The 15,740-nt window shown below is 33.6% G+C and carries 13 protein-coding genes and 1 pseudogene; 4 read left to right on the plus strand and 10 right to left on the minus strand.

Annotated elements, in window-relative coordinates; all coding sequences use genetic code 11:
• Positions 1-64: 64 nt before the first annotated feature.
• The gene (locus BLT48_RS06215; protein WP_035020151.1) at positions 65-412 is read left to right on the plus strand and encodes an iron-sulfur cluster biosynthesis family protein; all 348 of its coding nucleotides are present in this window, start codon (positions 65-67) and stop codon (positions 410-412) included.
• A gap of 217 nt (positions 413-629) precedes the next feature.
• Here the strand turns inward: BLT48_RS06215 and uvrC are convergent, their stop codons facing one another.
• The 3 genes from uvrC to BLT48_RS06230 form a co-directional block, all read right to left on the minus strand.
• On the minus strand, positions 630-2,402 hold the full coding sequence (gene uvrC / locus BLT48_RS06220) for an excinuclease ABC subunit UvrC (RefSeq protein ID WP_035020153.1): 1,773 nt from the start codon (positions 2,400-2,402) through the stop codon (positions 630-632).
• A 123-nt stretch (positions 2,403-2,525) separates the two neighbouring features.
• Entirely contained in the window at positions 2,526-2,786 is a 261-nt protein-coding gene (locus BLT48_RS06225) for a hypothetical protein (RefSeq protein ID WP_035020154.1), read from the minus strand.
• A 26-nt stretch (positions 2,787-2,812) separates the two neighbouring features.
• Entirely contained in the window at positions 2,813-3,994 is a 1,182-nt protein-coding gene (locus BLT48_RS06230; RefSeq protein ID WP_226776586.1) for a 3D domain-containing protein, read from the minus strand.
• A gap of 151 nt (positions 3,995-4,145) precedes the next feature.
• On the opposite strand from BLT48_RS06230, the gene BLT48_RS06235 reads away from it, so the two are divergent.
• On the plus strand, positions 4,146-4,625 hold the full coding sequence (locus tag BLT48_RS06235) for a nucleoside 2-deoxyribosyltransferase (RefSeq protein ID WP_035020155.1): 480 nt from the start codon (positions 4,146-4,148) through the stop codon (positions 4,623-4,625).
• Positions 4,626-4,706: 81 nt separating this feature from the next.
• Here the strand turns inward: BLT48_RS06235 and brnQ are convergent, their stop codons facing one another.
• The 3 genes and pseudogenes from brnQ to BLT48_RS06250 form a co-directional block, all read right to left on the minus strand.
• Complete coding sequence (gene brnQ, locus BLT48_RS06240) at positions 4,707-6,065, minus strand: branched-chain amino acid transport system II carrier protein (RefSeq protein WP_035020156.1); 1,359 nt, start codon at positions 6,063-6,065, stop codon at positions 4,707-4,709.
• A gap of 158 nt (positions 6,066-6,223) precedes the next feature.
• A pseudogene (locus BLT48_RS06245) lies at positions 6,224-6,868 on the minus strand (amino acid ABC transporter permease); the annotation flags it as partial.
• Positions 6,869-7,074: 206 nt separating this feature from the next.
• Entirely contained in the window at positions 7,075-8,037 is a 963-nt protein-coding gene (locus tag BLT48_RS06250) for a phosphoglycerate dehydrogenase (protein WP_035020157.1), read from the minus strand.
• 118 nt (positions 8,038-8,155) lie between these two features.
• Between BLT48_RS06250 and BLT48_RS06255 the strand changes: the two genes are divergently transcribed.
• Positions 8,156-9,229, plus strand: a complete 1,074-nt coding sequence (locus BLT48_RS06255) for a hypothetical protein (RefSeq protein WP_089976270.1) — start codon at positions 8,156-8,158, stop codon at positions 9,227-9,229.
• A 313-nt stretch (positions 9,230-9,542) separates the two neighbouring features.
• Here BLT48_RS06255 and BLT48_RS06265 read toward each other — a convergent pair whose 3' ends face one another.
• Positions 9,543-10,010: a Dps family protein gene (locus tag BLT48_RS06265; RefSeq protein WP_089976278.1), complete on the minus strand. Its 468-nt coding sequence runs from the start codon at positions 10,008-10,010 to the stop codon at positions 9,543-9,545.
• 254 nt (positions 10,011-10,264) lie between these two features.
• Between BLT48_RS06265 and BLT48_RS06270 the strand changes: the two genes are divergently transcribed.
• Positions 10,265-11,893 (plus strand): ABC-F family ATP-binding cassette domain-containing protein, encoded by a 1,629-nt coding sequence (locus BLT48_RS06270; RefSeq protein ID WP_089976281.1) that lies wholly within the window; start codon positions 10,265-10,267, stop codon positions 11,891-11,893.
• Positions 11,894-12,038: 145 nt separating this feature from the next.
• Here BLT48_RS06270 and BLT48_RS06275 read toward each other — a convergent pair whose 3' ends face one another.
• From BLT48_RS06275 to BLT48_RS06285, 3 genes are all read right to left on the minus strand, one after another.
• Complete coding sequence (locus tag BLT48_RS06275) at positions 12,039-13,139, minus strand: GGDEF domain-containing protein (protein WP_089976284.1); 1,101 nt, start codon at positions 13,137-13,139, stop codon at positions 12,039-12,041.
• A gap of 65 nt (positions 13,140-13,204) precedes the next feature.
• The gene (locus tag BLT48_RS06280) at positions 13,205-13,924 is read right to left on the minus strand and encodes an EAL domain-containing protein (protein WP_035020165.1); all 720 of its coding nucleotides are present in this window, start codon (positions 13,922-13,924) and stop codon (positions 13,205-13,207) included.
• A gap of 213 nt (positions 13,925-14,137) precedes the next feature.
• Complete coding sequence (locus tag BLT48_RS06285; protein WP_089976287.1) at positions 14,138-15,589, minus strand: DEAD/DEAH box helicase; 1,452 nt, start codon at positions 15,587-15,589, stop codon at positions 14,138-14,140.
• Positions 15,590-15,740: the final 151 nt, after the last annotated feature.

Raw genomic sequence — 15,740 nt, forward strand, 5'->3', positions numbered from 1 at the left:
CTCTCTGTTTTTCCTTTATACTTTACTTACTAAATAAAAGTGAATCGAAAATCGGAGGGATTTTATGTTTTTAACCGTAACTGAACCTGCAATAGAACGTATCAAAACGATCCAAGCACACTATCCAGGAAAATTGGCTTTATATTATAACCGTATCACTGGTGGATATGCTTGTGGAATTGTAGGAACCTTTTCGCTAAAATTGTTTACTAACCCTAATGAAGAATTGAATGCCACAATTGATTCAACGATTGGAAAAATAGCCGTTCAACAAGAACGTTTAACTGACTTAAAAGAAAATATTGTTTTGGATTACAAAAATTCAAAAAACAGTTTAATTTTAAGAAGTGACGCTGGATTAATAAACGATGACGTCACTGTTCTTGACAACGATAATAACAAGCTGTTTTAATCGTTATACTATTTAATTAAAACAAGGTAGCTCTTCGTCAATGGTGTTGAGAGAACAAAACAACATTTCTTCTGAAATAGACGGTTTTGCTTGTGGAGAGGCATGGAAACGTCTGAAGCCTGTAACCAATTTAACTAAGTTATCAACACTAAAAAATATAAAACAAAAAAAAGCTGAGACTAAGGATTGATTCCTTTTTCTCAGCTTTTTCTATTTTTTATTCTAGACCTTCTTTGATTCTCACAGCTGTTTTTAGCGGAATACCAAGACCGTTTATTTCTTCCACACTGGCTTCTTTTACATTTTTGACTGATTTGAAATGTTTTAAAACTTTTGTACGTGTTTTTGGTCCAACACCTTCGATACGGTCCAATTTAGAGGACAAACTATTTTTCCCACGTAATTGGCGATGAAAGGTGATTGCAAAACGGTGGACCTCATCTTGAATCCGTTGGACAAGGTAAAATGCTTGGCTAGTTGGTTTAAGCGTCACCTTTTGAAGTTCCTCTCCGAAAATAAGCGAAGAAGTTCTATGTTTATCATCTTTCACCATACCTGCTACTGGAATGGATAACCCAAGTTCATTTTCAAGGATATTAATCGCTCCATTAACTTGAATTTTCCCACCATCCATCAAAATCAAATCAGGCAATGGTTTACTCTCTTTTAAAAGCCTTGCATAGCGTCTTCGAATAACTTCTTCAGTTGTTGCTAATTCATTACTACCAGAAACACTTTTTATTTTGTATTTTCGATAATTACTTTTATCTGGCTTTCCATCCAAAAAGGAAACCATCGCCGAAACCGGGTTCGTCCCTTGAATGTTAGAGTGGTCAAAGGCTTCAATGCGACTGACTAAAGGTAAGTTTAACGCTTCTGACAATTCTTTGATTGCCCCAATTGTTTTACGGTCATCCATCTCAATCAATTGGAATTTTTCGTTTAACGATATTTCACTATTTTTTGTTGCTAAATCCAACATATCTTTTTTACGTCCTTGGATTGGAACTTTTACCGGAATTTCCAGTACTTCCGATAACGTTTTTGTATCTACACCATTTGGAACCAGTACTTCTTTAGGAAGCAGATGATTGTCTTCTTGATAAAATTGGACAATATAAGAAGCTAATTCTTCTTGAGGTGTATCGTAACAAGGAAAAATAGTTGCTTCTCGTTTGATTAACGTTGCTTGTCGAATAAAGAACACTTGAATGGAAATCCAGCCTTTATTCATGTAATAACTGAAAACATCTCTAGTCGTAAAGTCATTGGTAATAATATTTTGTCTTTCTACAGTTGTTTCAATGTATTGAATTTGATTACGGTATTCAGCTGCTCGTTCAAAAGCCAGTTCTTCAGCTGCCTGCATCATTTTATTTTTCAATATTTTTTTAATTTCTTTTACATCACCATTCAAGAACCGTCTGATTTTGTCGATTTGAGCATCATACTCTTCTTTAGGAATCTCATGATCACAAGGACCAATACATTGCCCAAGGTGGTAGTACAAACAAGCTCTCTTTTGATATCCATTGCATTTTCTCAATGGGTAAACTTTTTGGATAAACTGTTGAGTCTCACTCGCAGCATATACGTTTGGATAAGGGCCGAAATAATAACCTCCATCTCTCTTTACTTCAGATGTAATAATAAGTTGTGGGTCTTTTTCATTTGTAATTTTTAAATAAGGGTAACTTGTCCCTTGTTTTAATTTTATATTGTATTTTGGCAAGTGTTTCTTTATTAAGGTAATTTCAAGCAGTAAACACTCTTTATCCGTTGAAGTAATAATGGTTTCAAAATCAACAATTTCTTCAACCAATAGTTGGGTTTTCCCTTCATGCGTTCCTCTAAAATAAGAACGGACTCTTTTTTTCAAGTTTTTAGCTTTTCCGATATAAATAATTTCTTTTTCTTTATTTTTCATCAAGTAGCATCCTGGCAAATCAGGAAGCAACAGCAATTTATTATTGATATGTGTACTAACCATATTAACGATTCCCCTTATATTCTTCATTACTTTTTAGCGTAATTCTATAATCTTTATTCACTAGTTTACCATTAAACAGTAAAACAACGACAGAATTAATACCCTGTCGTTGTTTTTGTCATATTATTTTTTAGTAGAACTAAATAAAAACCAGTTGTTAAATGCACTGTAATCTGAGTAACCTACTAAAATATCTTGGTAAACGTATTTCTTTCCAAGCTTATGTTCACCTGATTTGTATTTCTCTTCAATATCTTGTGCCATGGCTTGATACAACTTTTCGATTTGTTCTCCGTCAAGTTGTCCATATTTATTTTCCCATAATTCTAAAAAAGCTTCTTCATCACTATCTAAATAAAAATCAATTTCGACTTGCTCCGCCACTTGTCTCACCTTTTTCTAAGAAAATCTTAATTTAAGATATTAATCGTAATTGTTTTTCTGCCGAAATTATTGGCTTGTTGAACGCTTGGGAAATGAATATCAATTTTATTTCCTTTTATTGCTCCGCCCGTATCGCCAGCGATAAATATTCCATATCCCGGTATTTCAACCATAGAACCTAAAGGTATGACTCTTGGATCTACTGCTATAACCATTGGATTGTTTTCTAGATTGATTCCTGTTGCTGTATGAGTACTTAAGTTAGCTTGTTTTGTTGAATAACCTGTTGCAGAAACGACGATTGATTTTCCTTTTGAAGACGTCTCTGTACTTTCAGCAGGTGTAGTTGTTGCTGTTGTTGCTGTTGTTTCTTTTTCAACAGTGGATTCTGTTTTTTGGGTTTCTGTTTGATTGTTTGAGGACTCAGTCGTAGTTGTTGTTACTACCGCTGCTTCTTTTTCTGTTTTTGTTGCAAGTGCTGCTTCAGCTGCTACTTTTTCTGCTGCCGCTTTTTCTTCTTTTGCCTTAGCCTCTTCTGCTGCTTTTTCTGCTGCTGCGGCAATTCTTGATTCTTCTAATTCACGTTGTTCATCTAACTCATTTAAAATTGTTTGATTTTCATCCATTGTTTTTTGAAGGCTAGCCACTTGTGTATCTAGGTCTTCTTTTTGTTCTTTAGCTTCTGCTGTTTGATTTTCCAATAAAGCTAAATCATTTTCTAATTCATCTTTTAAGTCTGCTAATTCTTGTTTTTCATCTTCAGCAATTTCCAATTGATCGTTTCCTGCTGATTGTAAAGTAACTAAAACATAAGCACGATTAAATAAGTCTGTAACACTTTCAGATTCAAATAATGACACGACTACGTTTTGATTTACTTCAGTTGTTTGCATCGATAAGATGCGTTCTTTTGCTTGATCTAATCGCTCTTTGACAACCTCTTCTTGTTCTGAAACTGTCTCACTTGTTGCTTGAACGGTCTCTTTTAAAACTTCAATTTGAGTAGTTAATTCTTCTAGCTCACTATTTTTTTCATTTACCTTTGTCAATGCTTTATTGATCTGACTATCAATTTCGGCCATTTCTTTTTCTTTTGTATTTTGTTGCGATTCAATCTCATCTAATGTCGCTGCAAAACCAATTGTCGGAATGACATTAACCAATAGTAAAGCCATCATAAGGCTGGAAACTAGTTTTTTTATTCTCACAAATTGACAACACCCTTCTCTTCTACATTTTAAACTCTCCAATGATTATAACCAATAAAACGCCTTGTTATATTTCTTTACGATTACTTTTTGTTACAAAATCTTTTTTTAGTGTGCTAAAATTGTAATAATCGTATTAGGAGGATGAAAAATGTCTAAAAAAATCTATTTTGCTAGTCCACTCTTCTCTGAGATGGAAAAAAGTTACAATGAAAAGCTTGTCCTTAGTATTCGAGAAACTTATCCAGAAATAGATGTCTATGTTCCTCAAGAACAAGGTGAAATAAATGATAAAAATGCTTATGCTGATTCGATGGCTATTGCTAAATATGATACTGAAGCATTGCTCGCTAGCCAATTAATGGTGGCTGTCTTAGACGGATCCACTATTGATGTCGGAGTTGCTACAGAAATTGGTGTTGCTTATCAAGCCGGAATTCCAATTATTGGTCTGTATACTGATTCTCGTCAACAAGGTGCTACTAATCTTCAAAAATTAGCTGCTTTACAAGAAGTTGCAGAATCTCAATTCTCTTATGTCAATCTTTACACGGTTGGACTTATAAAAATGAATGGCGCTATTTATAGCACTTCAGAAGATTTTATTACAGCAATCAAAGATTATTTGTAATTTTTTGTAACAAAAGAGCAATGGAAGCCGTCTGGTTTCCATTGCTCTTTTACATACTTTCTTTTAACTATCTTTTCTATATTAAAGAACCTTTGTTGTTGGTTCAGTAAACCAACTGATGAATAATCCAATTACAAAACCAACTGCTGCTGGAAGAACCCATCCCATTCCAATACTGAATAATGGAAGATACTCATTGCAAAATGCCAAAAATTCTTGTATTCCACCAACATTTTGAACATTTTTTGGTAATGCTTTGAATAGATCTGCTACACTTACCACTAAAGTAAATGCTGTCGTTGTCACATAGACTACTTGTCTATCCTTGAATAAAGGAGACAACAATGCTAATAAAATCAGTGTAATCGCTAATGGATATAAGAACATTAAGACTGGCAATGAATACGCAATAATATTTGTTAAGCCAACATTAGCAACTAATGTTGTTAAAACACTAAATACAATAACGTACGCTTTATAGCTGATTGACCGGGGAAACATTTCTTTAAATGTTTCTGCACAAGCTGTAATTAGTCCAATCGTTGTTTTTAAACAGGCGACTGTTACGATTACAGCCAGTAACACACTGCCAAAAGAGCCGAAGTAAAATTGAGAAATTTGTGTCAAGGCAATTCCACCATTTTCTGAAACTGGAAATTGTCCAACACTCATTGTGCCTAAATAAGCTAAGCTAGCATAAATGATTCCCATCAAAATAATGCTGATCAGCCCAGATTTGACTGTGTCTTTTGCTATCTCACTTGGTTTAGTTACGCCAAGGTTTTTAATCGTTTGAACAACGACTATCCCAAAGGCAAGAGAAGCTAATGCATCCATTGTGTTGTACCCTTCAAGAAATCCGCTAACAAAAGGTTGATTGACATAGTTACCAGTGATAGGTGCTTCTGCTATTCCTCCCATTGGACGAATAAATGCCGTTAAAATTAAAACACCTAAAAACACCAAAAAGATAGGATTCAATACTTTACCAACATATACCAAGATTTTCGTTGGCTTTAAAGAGAGAAATAATGCGACACCATAAAATAAAACAGAAAAAATTGCTAATCCTAATGTTTGATAGTTTGCACTGATGTAAGGTGTTATCCCGATTTCATAAGAAACCGTACTTAACCTTGGTAGCGCAAAAAATGGTCCAATTGTTAAATATAAAGCTACTGTCATAAAATAGCCATAATAAGGATGAATGCGACTAGCTAAATCAAATAACCCATTACTTTTGGAAAGCCCGATAGCAATTACGCCTAAGAATGGCAATCCTATCCCTGTGACCAAAAAACCTAATGTGGCCCAACTTACATTTGAACCTGCCACTTGCCCCATGTGAACGGGAAATATTAAATTACCAGCTCCAAAAAATAAACCAAACAACATGGATCCTATATAAAGATAGGAAGACAAAGTTAATCCTTTTTTCATAAAAAAACCGTCCTTTCTAACGTATCTGCGTTACACGTAACTTAAATAATAGCTTTTTTGACTCTCTCCTTCAAGTAAAATTCTTAATACGGTTGATTTTTACTAAAAAGATTCTTGATTGTCATGAAAAGACTGACAGCCAAGAATCTTTTTTAATCTCAGTCTATATGAAGAGATGTTTTCTTTTCTAAATAGTTCTGAAAAATAGTAAATACACTACAAATTACCCAATAAATTAAAGCAACTAAAATATACATGGTCATATAATCAAATTCTCGTCCCCAAACAATCTTGGCCTGTTGAAAAATTTCTGGAACAGTTATCATAGCCGCTAAAGACGTTCCTTTAATGAGGTCAAGTAAAACATTACTCATTGGCGGAATGGCGAGCCTCATTGCTTGAGGTATGATGACTTTCTTCATAATAAATGACCATTTTAACCCTAGAGCATTAGCGGCTTTCCATTGACCATGATCAATAGAATGCAAAGAAGAACGAATGATTTCCGCACTATATGCTGCAGAACTCAAGCTAAAACCAATGATAGCTGCGTTTACAGCTTTAAATTGAATGCCAATAAAAGGAAAACCAAAATATAAAACAAATAAAAAGACTAATGTAGGCGTCCCACGCATAAACGAAATATAGGTACGTGCAATCATACTTATTATTTTACTTGTGGACATACGCATGATAGCCAATAAAAATCCAATTGTCGTACCAAAAAACATACTAACCATTGAAATACCTAAAGTGTACCCTAAACCTTTTAAACTATAACCAAAGCTGTCTCGAAAATTTTGTTCTCACTCAACAATTTTTCTTTAACTCCAAAAAAAACTTGTTGCACCAATATTACTCAATGGTACTCAAAGCACATTATTGTTTTTTTAGATAATAATACAGTTCCAAAAAACTGTTGCACTATTTCAGCAATCAGTGTTTCTTAACATCAAAAAAAACACCCCTACTTGTAGCGAGGTGTTTCCCATAGTTATTTTAAAGCAATTTAGTATTGTTGATCGTAGTCAATCAAATTTACAGGCAATTTTTCTTCAGCTAAGTAAGCTTTTAGATTTTCTTCAAAGATAGCGAATAGACGTTTTTTGAACTGTTCTGCAATTCCAGTAATATGCGGAGTAATCAAAACATCTTCTCTATTCCATAGTGCGCTCTCTTCTGGTAAGGGTTCTGTCTCAAAAACATCTAAACCGGCGAAAGCTAACTGACCATTATCAAGAGCTGCTATTAAATCATCTGTTTTAACTGTTGGTCCTCTTCCAACATTGACGAAAAGAGTTCCTTCTTTCATTTGGGAGAAAGTATCTTGATTAAAAAAGTAATGCGTTTTATCCGTATGCGGTAAGATATTTATGACGATGTCCGCTTGTTTCACTTGGTCAACTAGTTCCGGCTGCTTAATTAATTGATCCATGTATTCAACATCTCTTCCACTGCGATTTACACCGATTGTTTTCATGTTAAATGCTTTTGCCAATCGTCCAACTTCCACGCCGATTTTTCCGGTTCCTACAATCATGATCGTTTTCCCATGCAATTCCATCAATTCATCTACTTGGTCCCATGTTTTAGTTTGTTGATCTTTAACTGCCTTTTGAATCCCTCTAGCGTAAGCCAACAGTATACCAAAAACTGATTCTGCAATTGGCACACTATGTATTCCGCTTCCATTAGTTAGTAAGATATTTTTTTGTTTTAGCTTTTCCAAATCAAGAAAATCGACACCCGCTGCTTTTCCTTGGGCCCACTTCAAGTGACTTTTTTCATTTTCTACTAATTCTTTTGAATATTGTCCTGTCCATCCATATATGATTTCAATAGATTCTAAAGAGATATCTTCCCAATCTGTTTCCCATCCTTTGATCAACTCATATTCTGGCGCTAGTTCTTTCAGCGCTTGAAGTTGTTCGGTTGTTGTTTCTTGTATCAGTAGAATACTTTTTTTAGTCATTTTAGTATCTCCTTTTCCCTTTTCTTTTTATTATCTCATTACAAAAAAAGATAGCAAAGAATTTCCCTTGTCTATTTTCATTTTCTGTTAAATTAAGCGTCTTAAATGGTACAATAGAATGAAAGATAGAGGTTTAGAACGGGGTGCTTGGATGGATAAAGAACATTTACTGATGACAAAAATAATTATTGAGGGTGATTTTCATGATTTCCAACTATACAGTGGGAAGTTTTATTTGTGGACCAATCAAAAGACCCTGAACATCTACAATTGGAACAAATGGATGCAACAATTAACTCTAATTGATCGCCCCATCTATTTGGAGCCACAACCCACTGAACAATTACGCGTTACATTAGATGACTTAGCCCCATTCTTAGAAAGAACCCTTTCCTTTTCTGAATCAATTTACGATAGTGCTTTATTTAATCATACCTTATATTTTTCAGATTATACTGGTTTTTATCGTTATTCTTTAGTAAGAAAAGACGCTGAAAAAATACGTATTTGGGAACAACCCGTCTACTCTATTTCCTTATCACCTAGAGGAAGAATGGCTTTATCTGCTGGAGAAGCTGGTCTTTTTGAATACTTGCTTTCTTCTTATTATTATTACGAGCAGCTTGAACGTCAAGTTGCAACACGTGTGTATCAACTCAATTCCTACTATGCTTCTCAAGCGATATGGGATCATCATGATCTTATTCAATCTGGTCGAAGTCAATCTGAATTAACGTACAAAACTCAATTTGATGAACAAAAAGGTCAATTGCACATTATGAATAGCCTACCCATGACGCAGCTAAGCGATTCTTTAACTAGTAGCGTACAAGAATATTTGCTACCTTTGTCTTTAAATCCGCCATCCATGCAAGATGGACTTTTATTTTCATTTGAAATGGATCAGCAAAATGTAAAAAAAAATCACTTATATCGCTCTAAGTCTGTTCGCTTAATAGAGGAGCTGCCAGCTTCTCTTAAAAGTTCATCCTATTCACCCGATTTTTTACTAGTGATCCCTGCTTCACCTGTTTTTAAAGTTATCTTACAAAATGAAGCGATATTAGAACTTCCCAGACAAGAGATCCAAAAATTTAGAATTTATAACCGAACACGACATTACCGCAATCAACTGCATGTTTTACTAGATGAGTCATTGACTTTATATCTTTTCACAGAAATTAATCGTTAAAAAGAGCCCCTAGATAGCTCTTCGTAAAATGGTGTTGAGAGAACAAAAAAATTTCTTCTGAAATGGACGGGTTTGCTTGTGGAGAGCCATGGGAACGTCTGAAGCCTGTAGTCTTCAGAGCTTTCAAGCCTCAAATAAAGCGTAATCGCTGAAGCGCTAACGCTTTTTAATTCGCATTGAATCCAATTCATGGCTACAAGCAAACCCTATTCCTCCAGAAATATGCTGTAACCAATTTAATTAAGCTATCAACACTAAAAAAGTATAGAGTCCTTAGTTGACCTAAGGACTCTATACTTTTTTTCATTAATCACTAAGCATCAAGTGGATCTTTACCTAAATAAGCTTGCAACATCCAAACCGTTTTATCTACACCTGATTTATACCCAATCAGCAAATCTTGTGTTGCGTCGTCTCCTGCTTCACCAGTGAGAACAATCCCTTTTGCTAATTTATCCCCAATGATTCTATAATCTGAAACCGTTGATGCTACCATTTCCTCAGCAGTTTCTTTTCCATCATATGGAGCTTCTTTAACTAAAGAATGTTCTAAAAATTCTCCCAAAGTTGCATAAGGTTTTCCACCTACTGCAATCAAACGTTCTGCTAATTCATCAAATTGTTCAGTTACTCCGTCATATAATTCTTCAAAGGTTTCATGCAATTTAAAAAAATGAGGACCTTTTACATAGAAGTGATGTTGATATAGCTTAATGTTAAAAACCCCATATGTTGCAACTAATTCATTTAACAATTCTTGTACTTCTGTTTGTTTTGCCACTATTCCATTCCTCCTGTTTGTTTTATTTATTAACTTATAGTTATTATAATCTAACTGAAATTTATAGTCTAGCATAACCCCCTATTTTTAAAAATTATTTGAACAATTGTTATTCATTAAATACGTAGACTATTTTACCCATTTAGATTGGTTTGTGGTCAATTTACGAATAAAAGAATCCCTAACATCGCATTTCATAATTATTTGTGCTAAAATGGTCAAGATATATAAAAGAATAGGGGTAAATAAATTAAATGATTACAGTAACTAATGTAAGTTTACAATTTTCAGATAGAAAATTGTTCGATGACGTAAATATAAAATTCATTCCCGGCAATTGTTATGGTCTCATTGGTGCAAATGGTGCAGGTAAGTCGACTTTCTTAAAAATATTAGCTGGTGAGATTCAACCTTCAACTGGTAATGTTTCTATGGGTCCCGATGAACGTTTGACTACTTTAAGTCAAAATCACTATGGTTTTGAAGATTATACTGTTTTAGAAACAGTTATTATGGGACACAAACGTTTATACGAAATAATGAAAGAAAAAGATGCTGTCTATATGAAAGCTGACTTCACGGATGCAGATGGTATTTTAGCTGCTGAACTAGAAGGCGAATTTGCTGAATTAGATGGTTGGGAAGCTGAACCTCAAGCCGCTGTTATGTTACAAGGTCTAGGAATTTCAGAAGCTATGCATGATAAAAAAATGAGTGAGTTAACAGAAGGTTTAAAAGTTAAAGTCTTGTTAGCACAAGCTTTATTCGGTAAGCCTGACGTTCTTCTATTGGATGAGCCTACCAATGGTTTAGACAAACAATCAATTGAATGGTTAGAAGAATTCTTAATTGATTTCCCTAATACTGTTATTGTTGTTTCCCATGACCGTCACTTCTTAAACAAAGTTTGTACTCATATGGCTGACGTTGACTTTAGTAAAATCAAGTTATATGTTGGAAACTATGACTTCTGGTTAGAATCTAGCCAATTAGCTTCTAAATTACAAGGTAATGTAAATGCTAAAAAAGAAGAGCAGATTAAAGAGCTACAAGCCTTTATTGCTCGATTTAGTGCAAATGCGTCTAAATCAAAACAAGCAACGTCTCGTAAAAAAATGTTAGAAAAAATCACATTAGATGATATTCAACCTTCTTCTCGTCGTTACCCATTCGTTGGGTTTACTCCTGATCGTGATATCGGAAATGACTTGCTACGTGTTGAAAACATTTCTAAGACCATCGATGGCAAAAAAATATTAGATAATATTACTTTTACATTGAATAAAGATGATAAAGTTGCCTTTACCAGTAAAAATGATATTTCGATTACAGTATTGTTTAAAATATTGATGGGTGAAATGGAACCTGATACAGGTACCTTCAAGTGGGGAGTAACGACTTCTCAATCTTATTTACCAAAAGATACAACTGATGAGTTTTTAAATGAAAGTTTAACTGTTGTTGACTGGTTACGTCAATTTGCTTCTGCTGAAGAAAATGACAATACATTCTTACGTAGCTTCTTAGGTCGTATGCTTTTCTCTGGTGAAGATGTACTGAAAGAAGTATCTGTTCTTTCCGGTGGAGAAAAAGTTCGTTGTATGTTATCTAAAATGATGTTGAGTAAATCAAACGTTTTAGTCATGGATGATCCTACAAATCACTTGGACTTAGAATCTATTACAGCTTTAAACGATGGCTTGATTGCTTTTAAAGGCTCAATATTATTTGGTTCACATGACCACCAATTTATCCAAACCATTGCAAATCGTATTATCGAAATTTCTCCAAATGGAGTTGTCGATCGCGCTGAAACAACTTATGATGATTTCTTAGATAATAAGTCTGTTAAAGAACAAATTTCAGCTTTATATGCTAACTAATTTAGTTCTCTATCACCTTAGACTGCTGGTGCTTCCTTTTTTATCAGGAACACTGCAGTCTATTTTTTCAGAGTTATTTAAAAGAGAAAAACTGCAATCCACAAGCTGACTTGTGGATTGCAGTTTTTTCTTTTATAAAAATGAATTATTCAGTTTCCATTTGTTTACAGATCACTTTATTTCTGCCTTGATCTTTCGCCAGATATAAGCAACGATCAGCTAATCGAAATAATTTTTTCATATCTTTAGTTTGTGTTGAAGCCGCTAACCCAATTGAAACAGTCAATTGAATACTATCACCATTTTCTAATAAAAAAAGTTTTTTTTCTACACTCTTCCTGATCTTTTCTGCTATCTCCTGTTGATCTGAATAAGACAAGTCATTAAGAATTAAGCAAAATTCTTCTCCACCTACACGGTAAATCATTTCATTATCAATAGCTTCAATTTTCAAAATAGTAGCTATTTGTCGTAAAACAAAGTTTCCATTAGAATGACCATAATTATCATTGATCCATTTAAAATAATCTATATCAATCATCATTAATGCAGTGGTAGCTATTTTTTTTTCTAACTGAACCATTTGCCATTTATTTTTAAATTCTCTCATATTATATAAACCAGTCAAAAAATCCATTCTTGCATGTTCTTGTTCATTTAAATAAAGAATGCGACTTGTTAACAAGTCTTCAATAAATGCAGTGACCATAATAATGACAAGGCTAGAAAGTACCAATAAGCCGATGTAAACCAAACTATTCAATAGTAAATCTTGATATAAAAAGTGTAAATTTAATACAATCGTAGAAACACAAATCGCATTTAGAATCAATAACACTCTATATTTGTTGTTCATTTTTTTAATTAAACTCTTATATACAATCGGCAAGAATAATCCTAAAAGAATGTACATCATCGCGGAACGGATTGAAGCAGGGTTGACGCCCATTAGAAAGCGAAAAAATACCATCAAAACGACTACTGGAAAAACGGACTTCTCACCAAAATAATAAATCAACAAAATTAGAATAATGTGTCTTAAGTCTAGTAATGCTTTATTAGGTAAATCAATTGAAAATAGCATTAACAAGAAGCTCGTTACACCAGCTACTCCAACCAATAGTATCTTTTCTTTTTTGTTTAGTGCAATATTTTTGTTATTTGGAATCAGTTTTATAAATATGTAAGATGCTGTACTAAGAATCGAAATGTTTGCGATCATATCTAAAATAATAGATGTCAGCATACAACACACCTCCATTAGGTTAGTTATAATAAATCAAAAATCTCTATTAATCTTTTTTTATTTTTTTAAGTCATTACGATATACTTTGAAGGTTTCCCAAAATAGTATCCTTGTTGAATGTCGATTCCATATTTTTTCATTTCATCACTTGTTTCGTAATCTTCAATTCCTTCTATGATGAAATCAAGGTGATAATCGACAGCCACTTGTTTCCAAGCAGATAAAAAATGACGAAGTGTTTCTTTATTTAAGTTTTTCTTATTGCATTTTACAATTGAAAATTTTATTTGTGTTAAATAAGAAGTGTACTTTAGCACTTCATCTAACGAATTTTTACCTGAACCAACGTCATCCATTGAAATACTATAGCCCATTGCTTTCATGGATGCAAAAGTAGTTTGAAATTGGTGTTCTAAAACTTCAGAGCTAAATTTTCCTATCGATTCCGAAAACATCGGAGCCTCTTCTGTTATTTCTATAATCAACTGCTCAACATATGGCTGAAATGTTTTAAAAAAATTATGGGTTTCTGGATATAATAATTGTCTTGGTGCAAAATTAACTGAAAAAATAACGTTTGGAAATAATTTCAATAATCTTATCAATTCCTCTTGAAACCATTCTAAAAAATAACTATGTGCTTCCTTATTATAAATAATTTTCTCCATTTGTTTTGCTGGATAGTAAGGATTTTTTTCTGTATTTCTTAATAAAATTTCATATCCAACGATTCGATTTTCTGATCTATCAACTTTAGGTTGGAAATAAAATTGGAACCCATCCATTTGAAGACCTCCCTTGACTACTTTATCTATCGATTATTTATGTAGAAAATTGAGTCTGGAATAAATAAGCACTTAACTATTCCATTATCCAGTATTTCTTTATATATAAAACTACCTTCAATTGTCGTACTGGTTACCAGTATACCATTTCGAAGGTAGTTTAAGTCGTTTCATGTTTACTCTAGTCAATAAACGCTCTAAAATAAATTCATCTTATTTTCTAGCTTTATGCACTTTTAATTTTTTCCCTTTAATCGTACGCTCTTGCATTTCTTCAATCACTAATGGGCCTTTTCCATTTAAAATATCGATATATGTGACATTCTCTTGAATGGTAATAATACCAATGTCGTCAGCATTAATTCCAGGTATTTTAGCAATGGTCCCAACAAAGTCGACTGCACGCATCTTTTTCTTTTTACCGCCATTAAAATAAACTTTAGTAATGCCGCGATTCAATTCTTTTGAACGGACTTGTTTCAATGGTGGACGTTCTTGCAATTTTTTATCGAAAGCAGATTTATGACTTTGGACTAATCGTGTAGTTGGCAAAGAAACTTCAATAACCGTCTGGCCAGCATACTCTTTCACTTCATTCCACCATTTTTCTTCTCTAGGTGTAACCAATGTCAAAGCCATTCCAGTTTTTCCAGCTCTACCTGTACGACCAGTACGATGCACAAAGCTTTCTTTTTCTACAGGTACGTCAAAATTGACTACATGGGTAACATTTTCAATATCAATTCCTCTGGCAGCAACATCCGTTGCCACTAAATAACGAAATCTTCCTTGTCTGAAATCATCCATAACTGAAAAACGATCCTCTTGAACCATTCCGCCATGAATTTTATCAATTGGCAATCCTGCTTTATTTAAAAATGTGTATAGGTTATTGACAGCTTCTTGAGTATTGCAAAAAATCATACAGGAATCTGGATTCTCCACCGTTAATAAATCAAGCAATTGTTGTTCTTTCTTGTCTTCTTGTACCTTGACACTTGATTGAATGATTTTAGGTTTTGATAATTCAGTTGTTTCGATAACAATAGACTGTTTATCCTGTTTCATATAAAAACTTGCTATTCTCTCAATTTCTTTTGGCATTGTTGCTGAGAACAGTAGTGTTTGACGTTCTGCAGGTAAAAAGTTGATAATCGCTTCTACTTGGTCCGCGAAGCCCATATTTAACATCTCATCAGCTTCATCTAAGACTAAGCAGTCAATTTTTTCTACTTTGAAAGTTCCTTTTTGTAAGTGATCTAATACACGACCAGGTGTACCTACAACAATATGGCTTTTTTGTTTTAACTCAGATTTCTGAGTGTCAAATGAGGCTTTACCATAGACTGCAGTAGCCTTTACTCTCTTTAAGCGACCGACATTCATTAGATCTTCTTTCACTTGAATGGCCAGTTCTCTTGTTGGAACTAAAACGAGCACTTGAGGTTTATTTTCTTCCCAATCGACTTTTTCACATAGCGGCACTCCATAACTAACTGTTTTTCCGCTTCCTGTTTGCGATTCTACAATAACATCTTTTCCTTCTAATGCTAACGGAATCACTTCTTCTTGAACTTTAGTAGGATGAAAATAACGTAAGCTTGTTAATGCAGCAACAATTTCATCACTAATTGCAAATTCTTCAAATGTTTTCTTTTTATTCATAATAACCTCTTTCAATTGTTCAGTTTCTATTAGTATAACAGCATATGCACAAAATTACTGTCTTTTAAAGAGATAATAGAGTAAAAATAATTAATTAGTGACCAGAATCTGAACTTTTGACTGTCCTTTCTCTATTGAGATCCGTATAAGA

This window comes from Carnobacterium viridans (genome assembly GCF_900102725.1).
Taxonomy (GTDB): Bacteria; Bacillota; Bacilli; order Lactobacillales; family Carnobacteriaceae; genus Carnobacterium_B; species Carnobacterium_B viridans.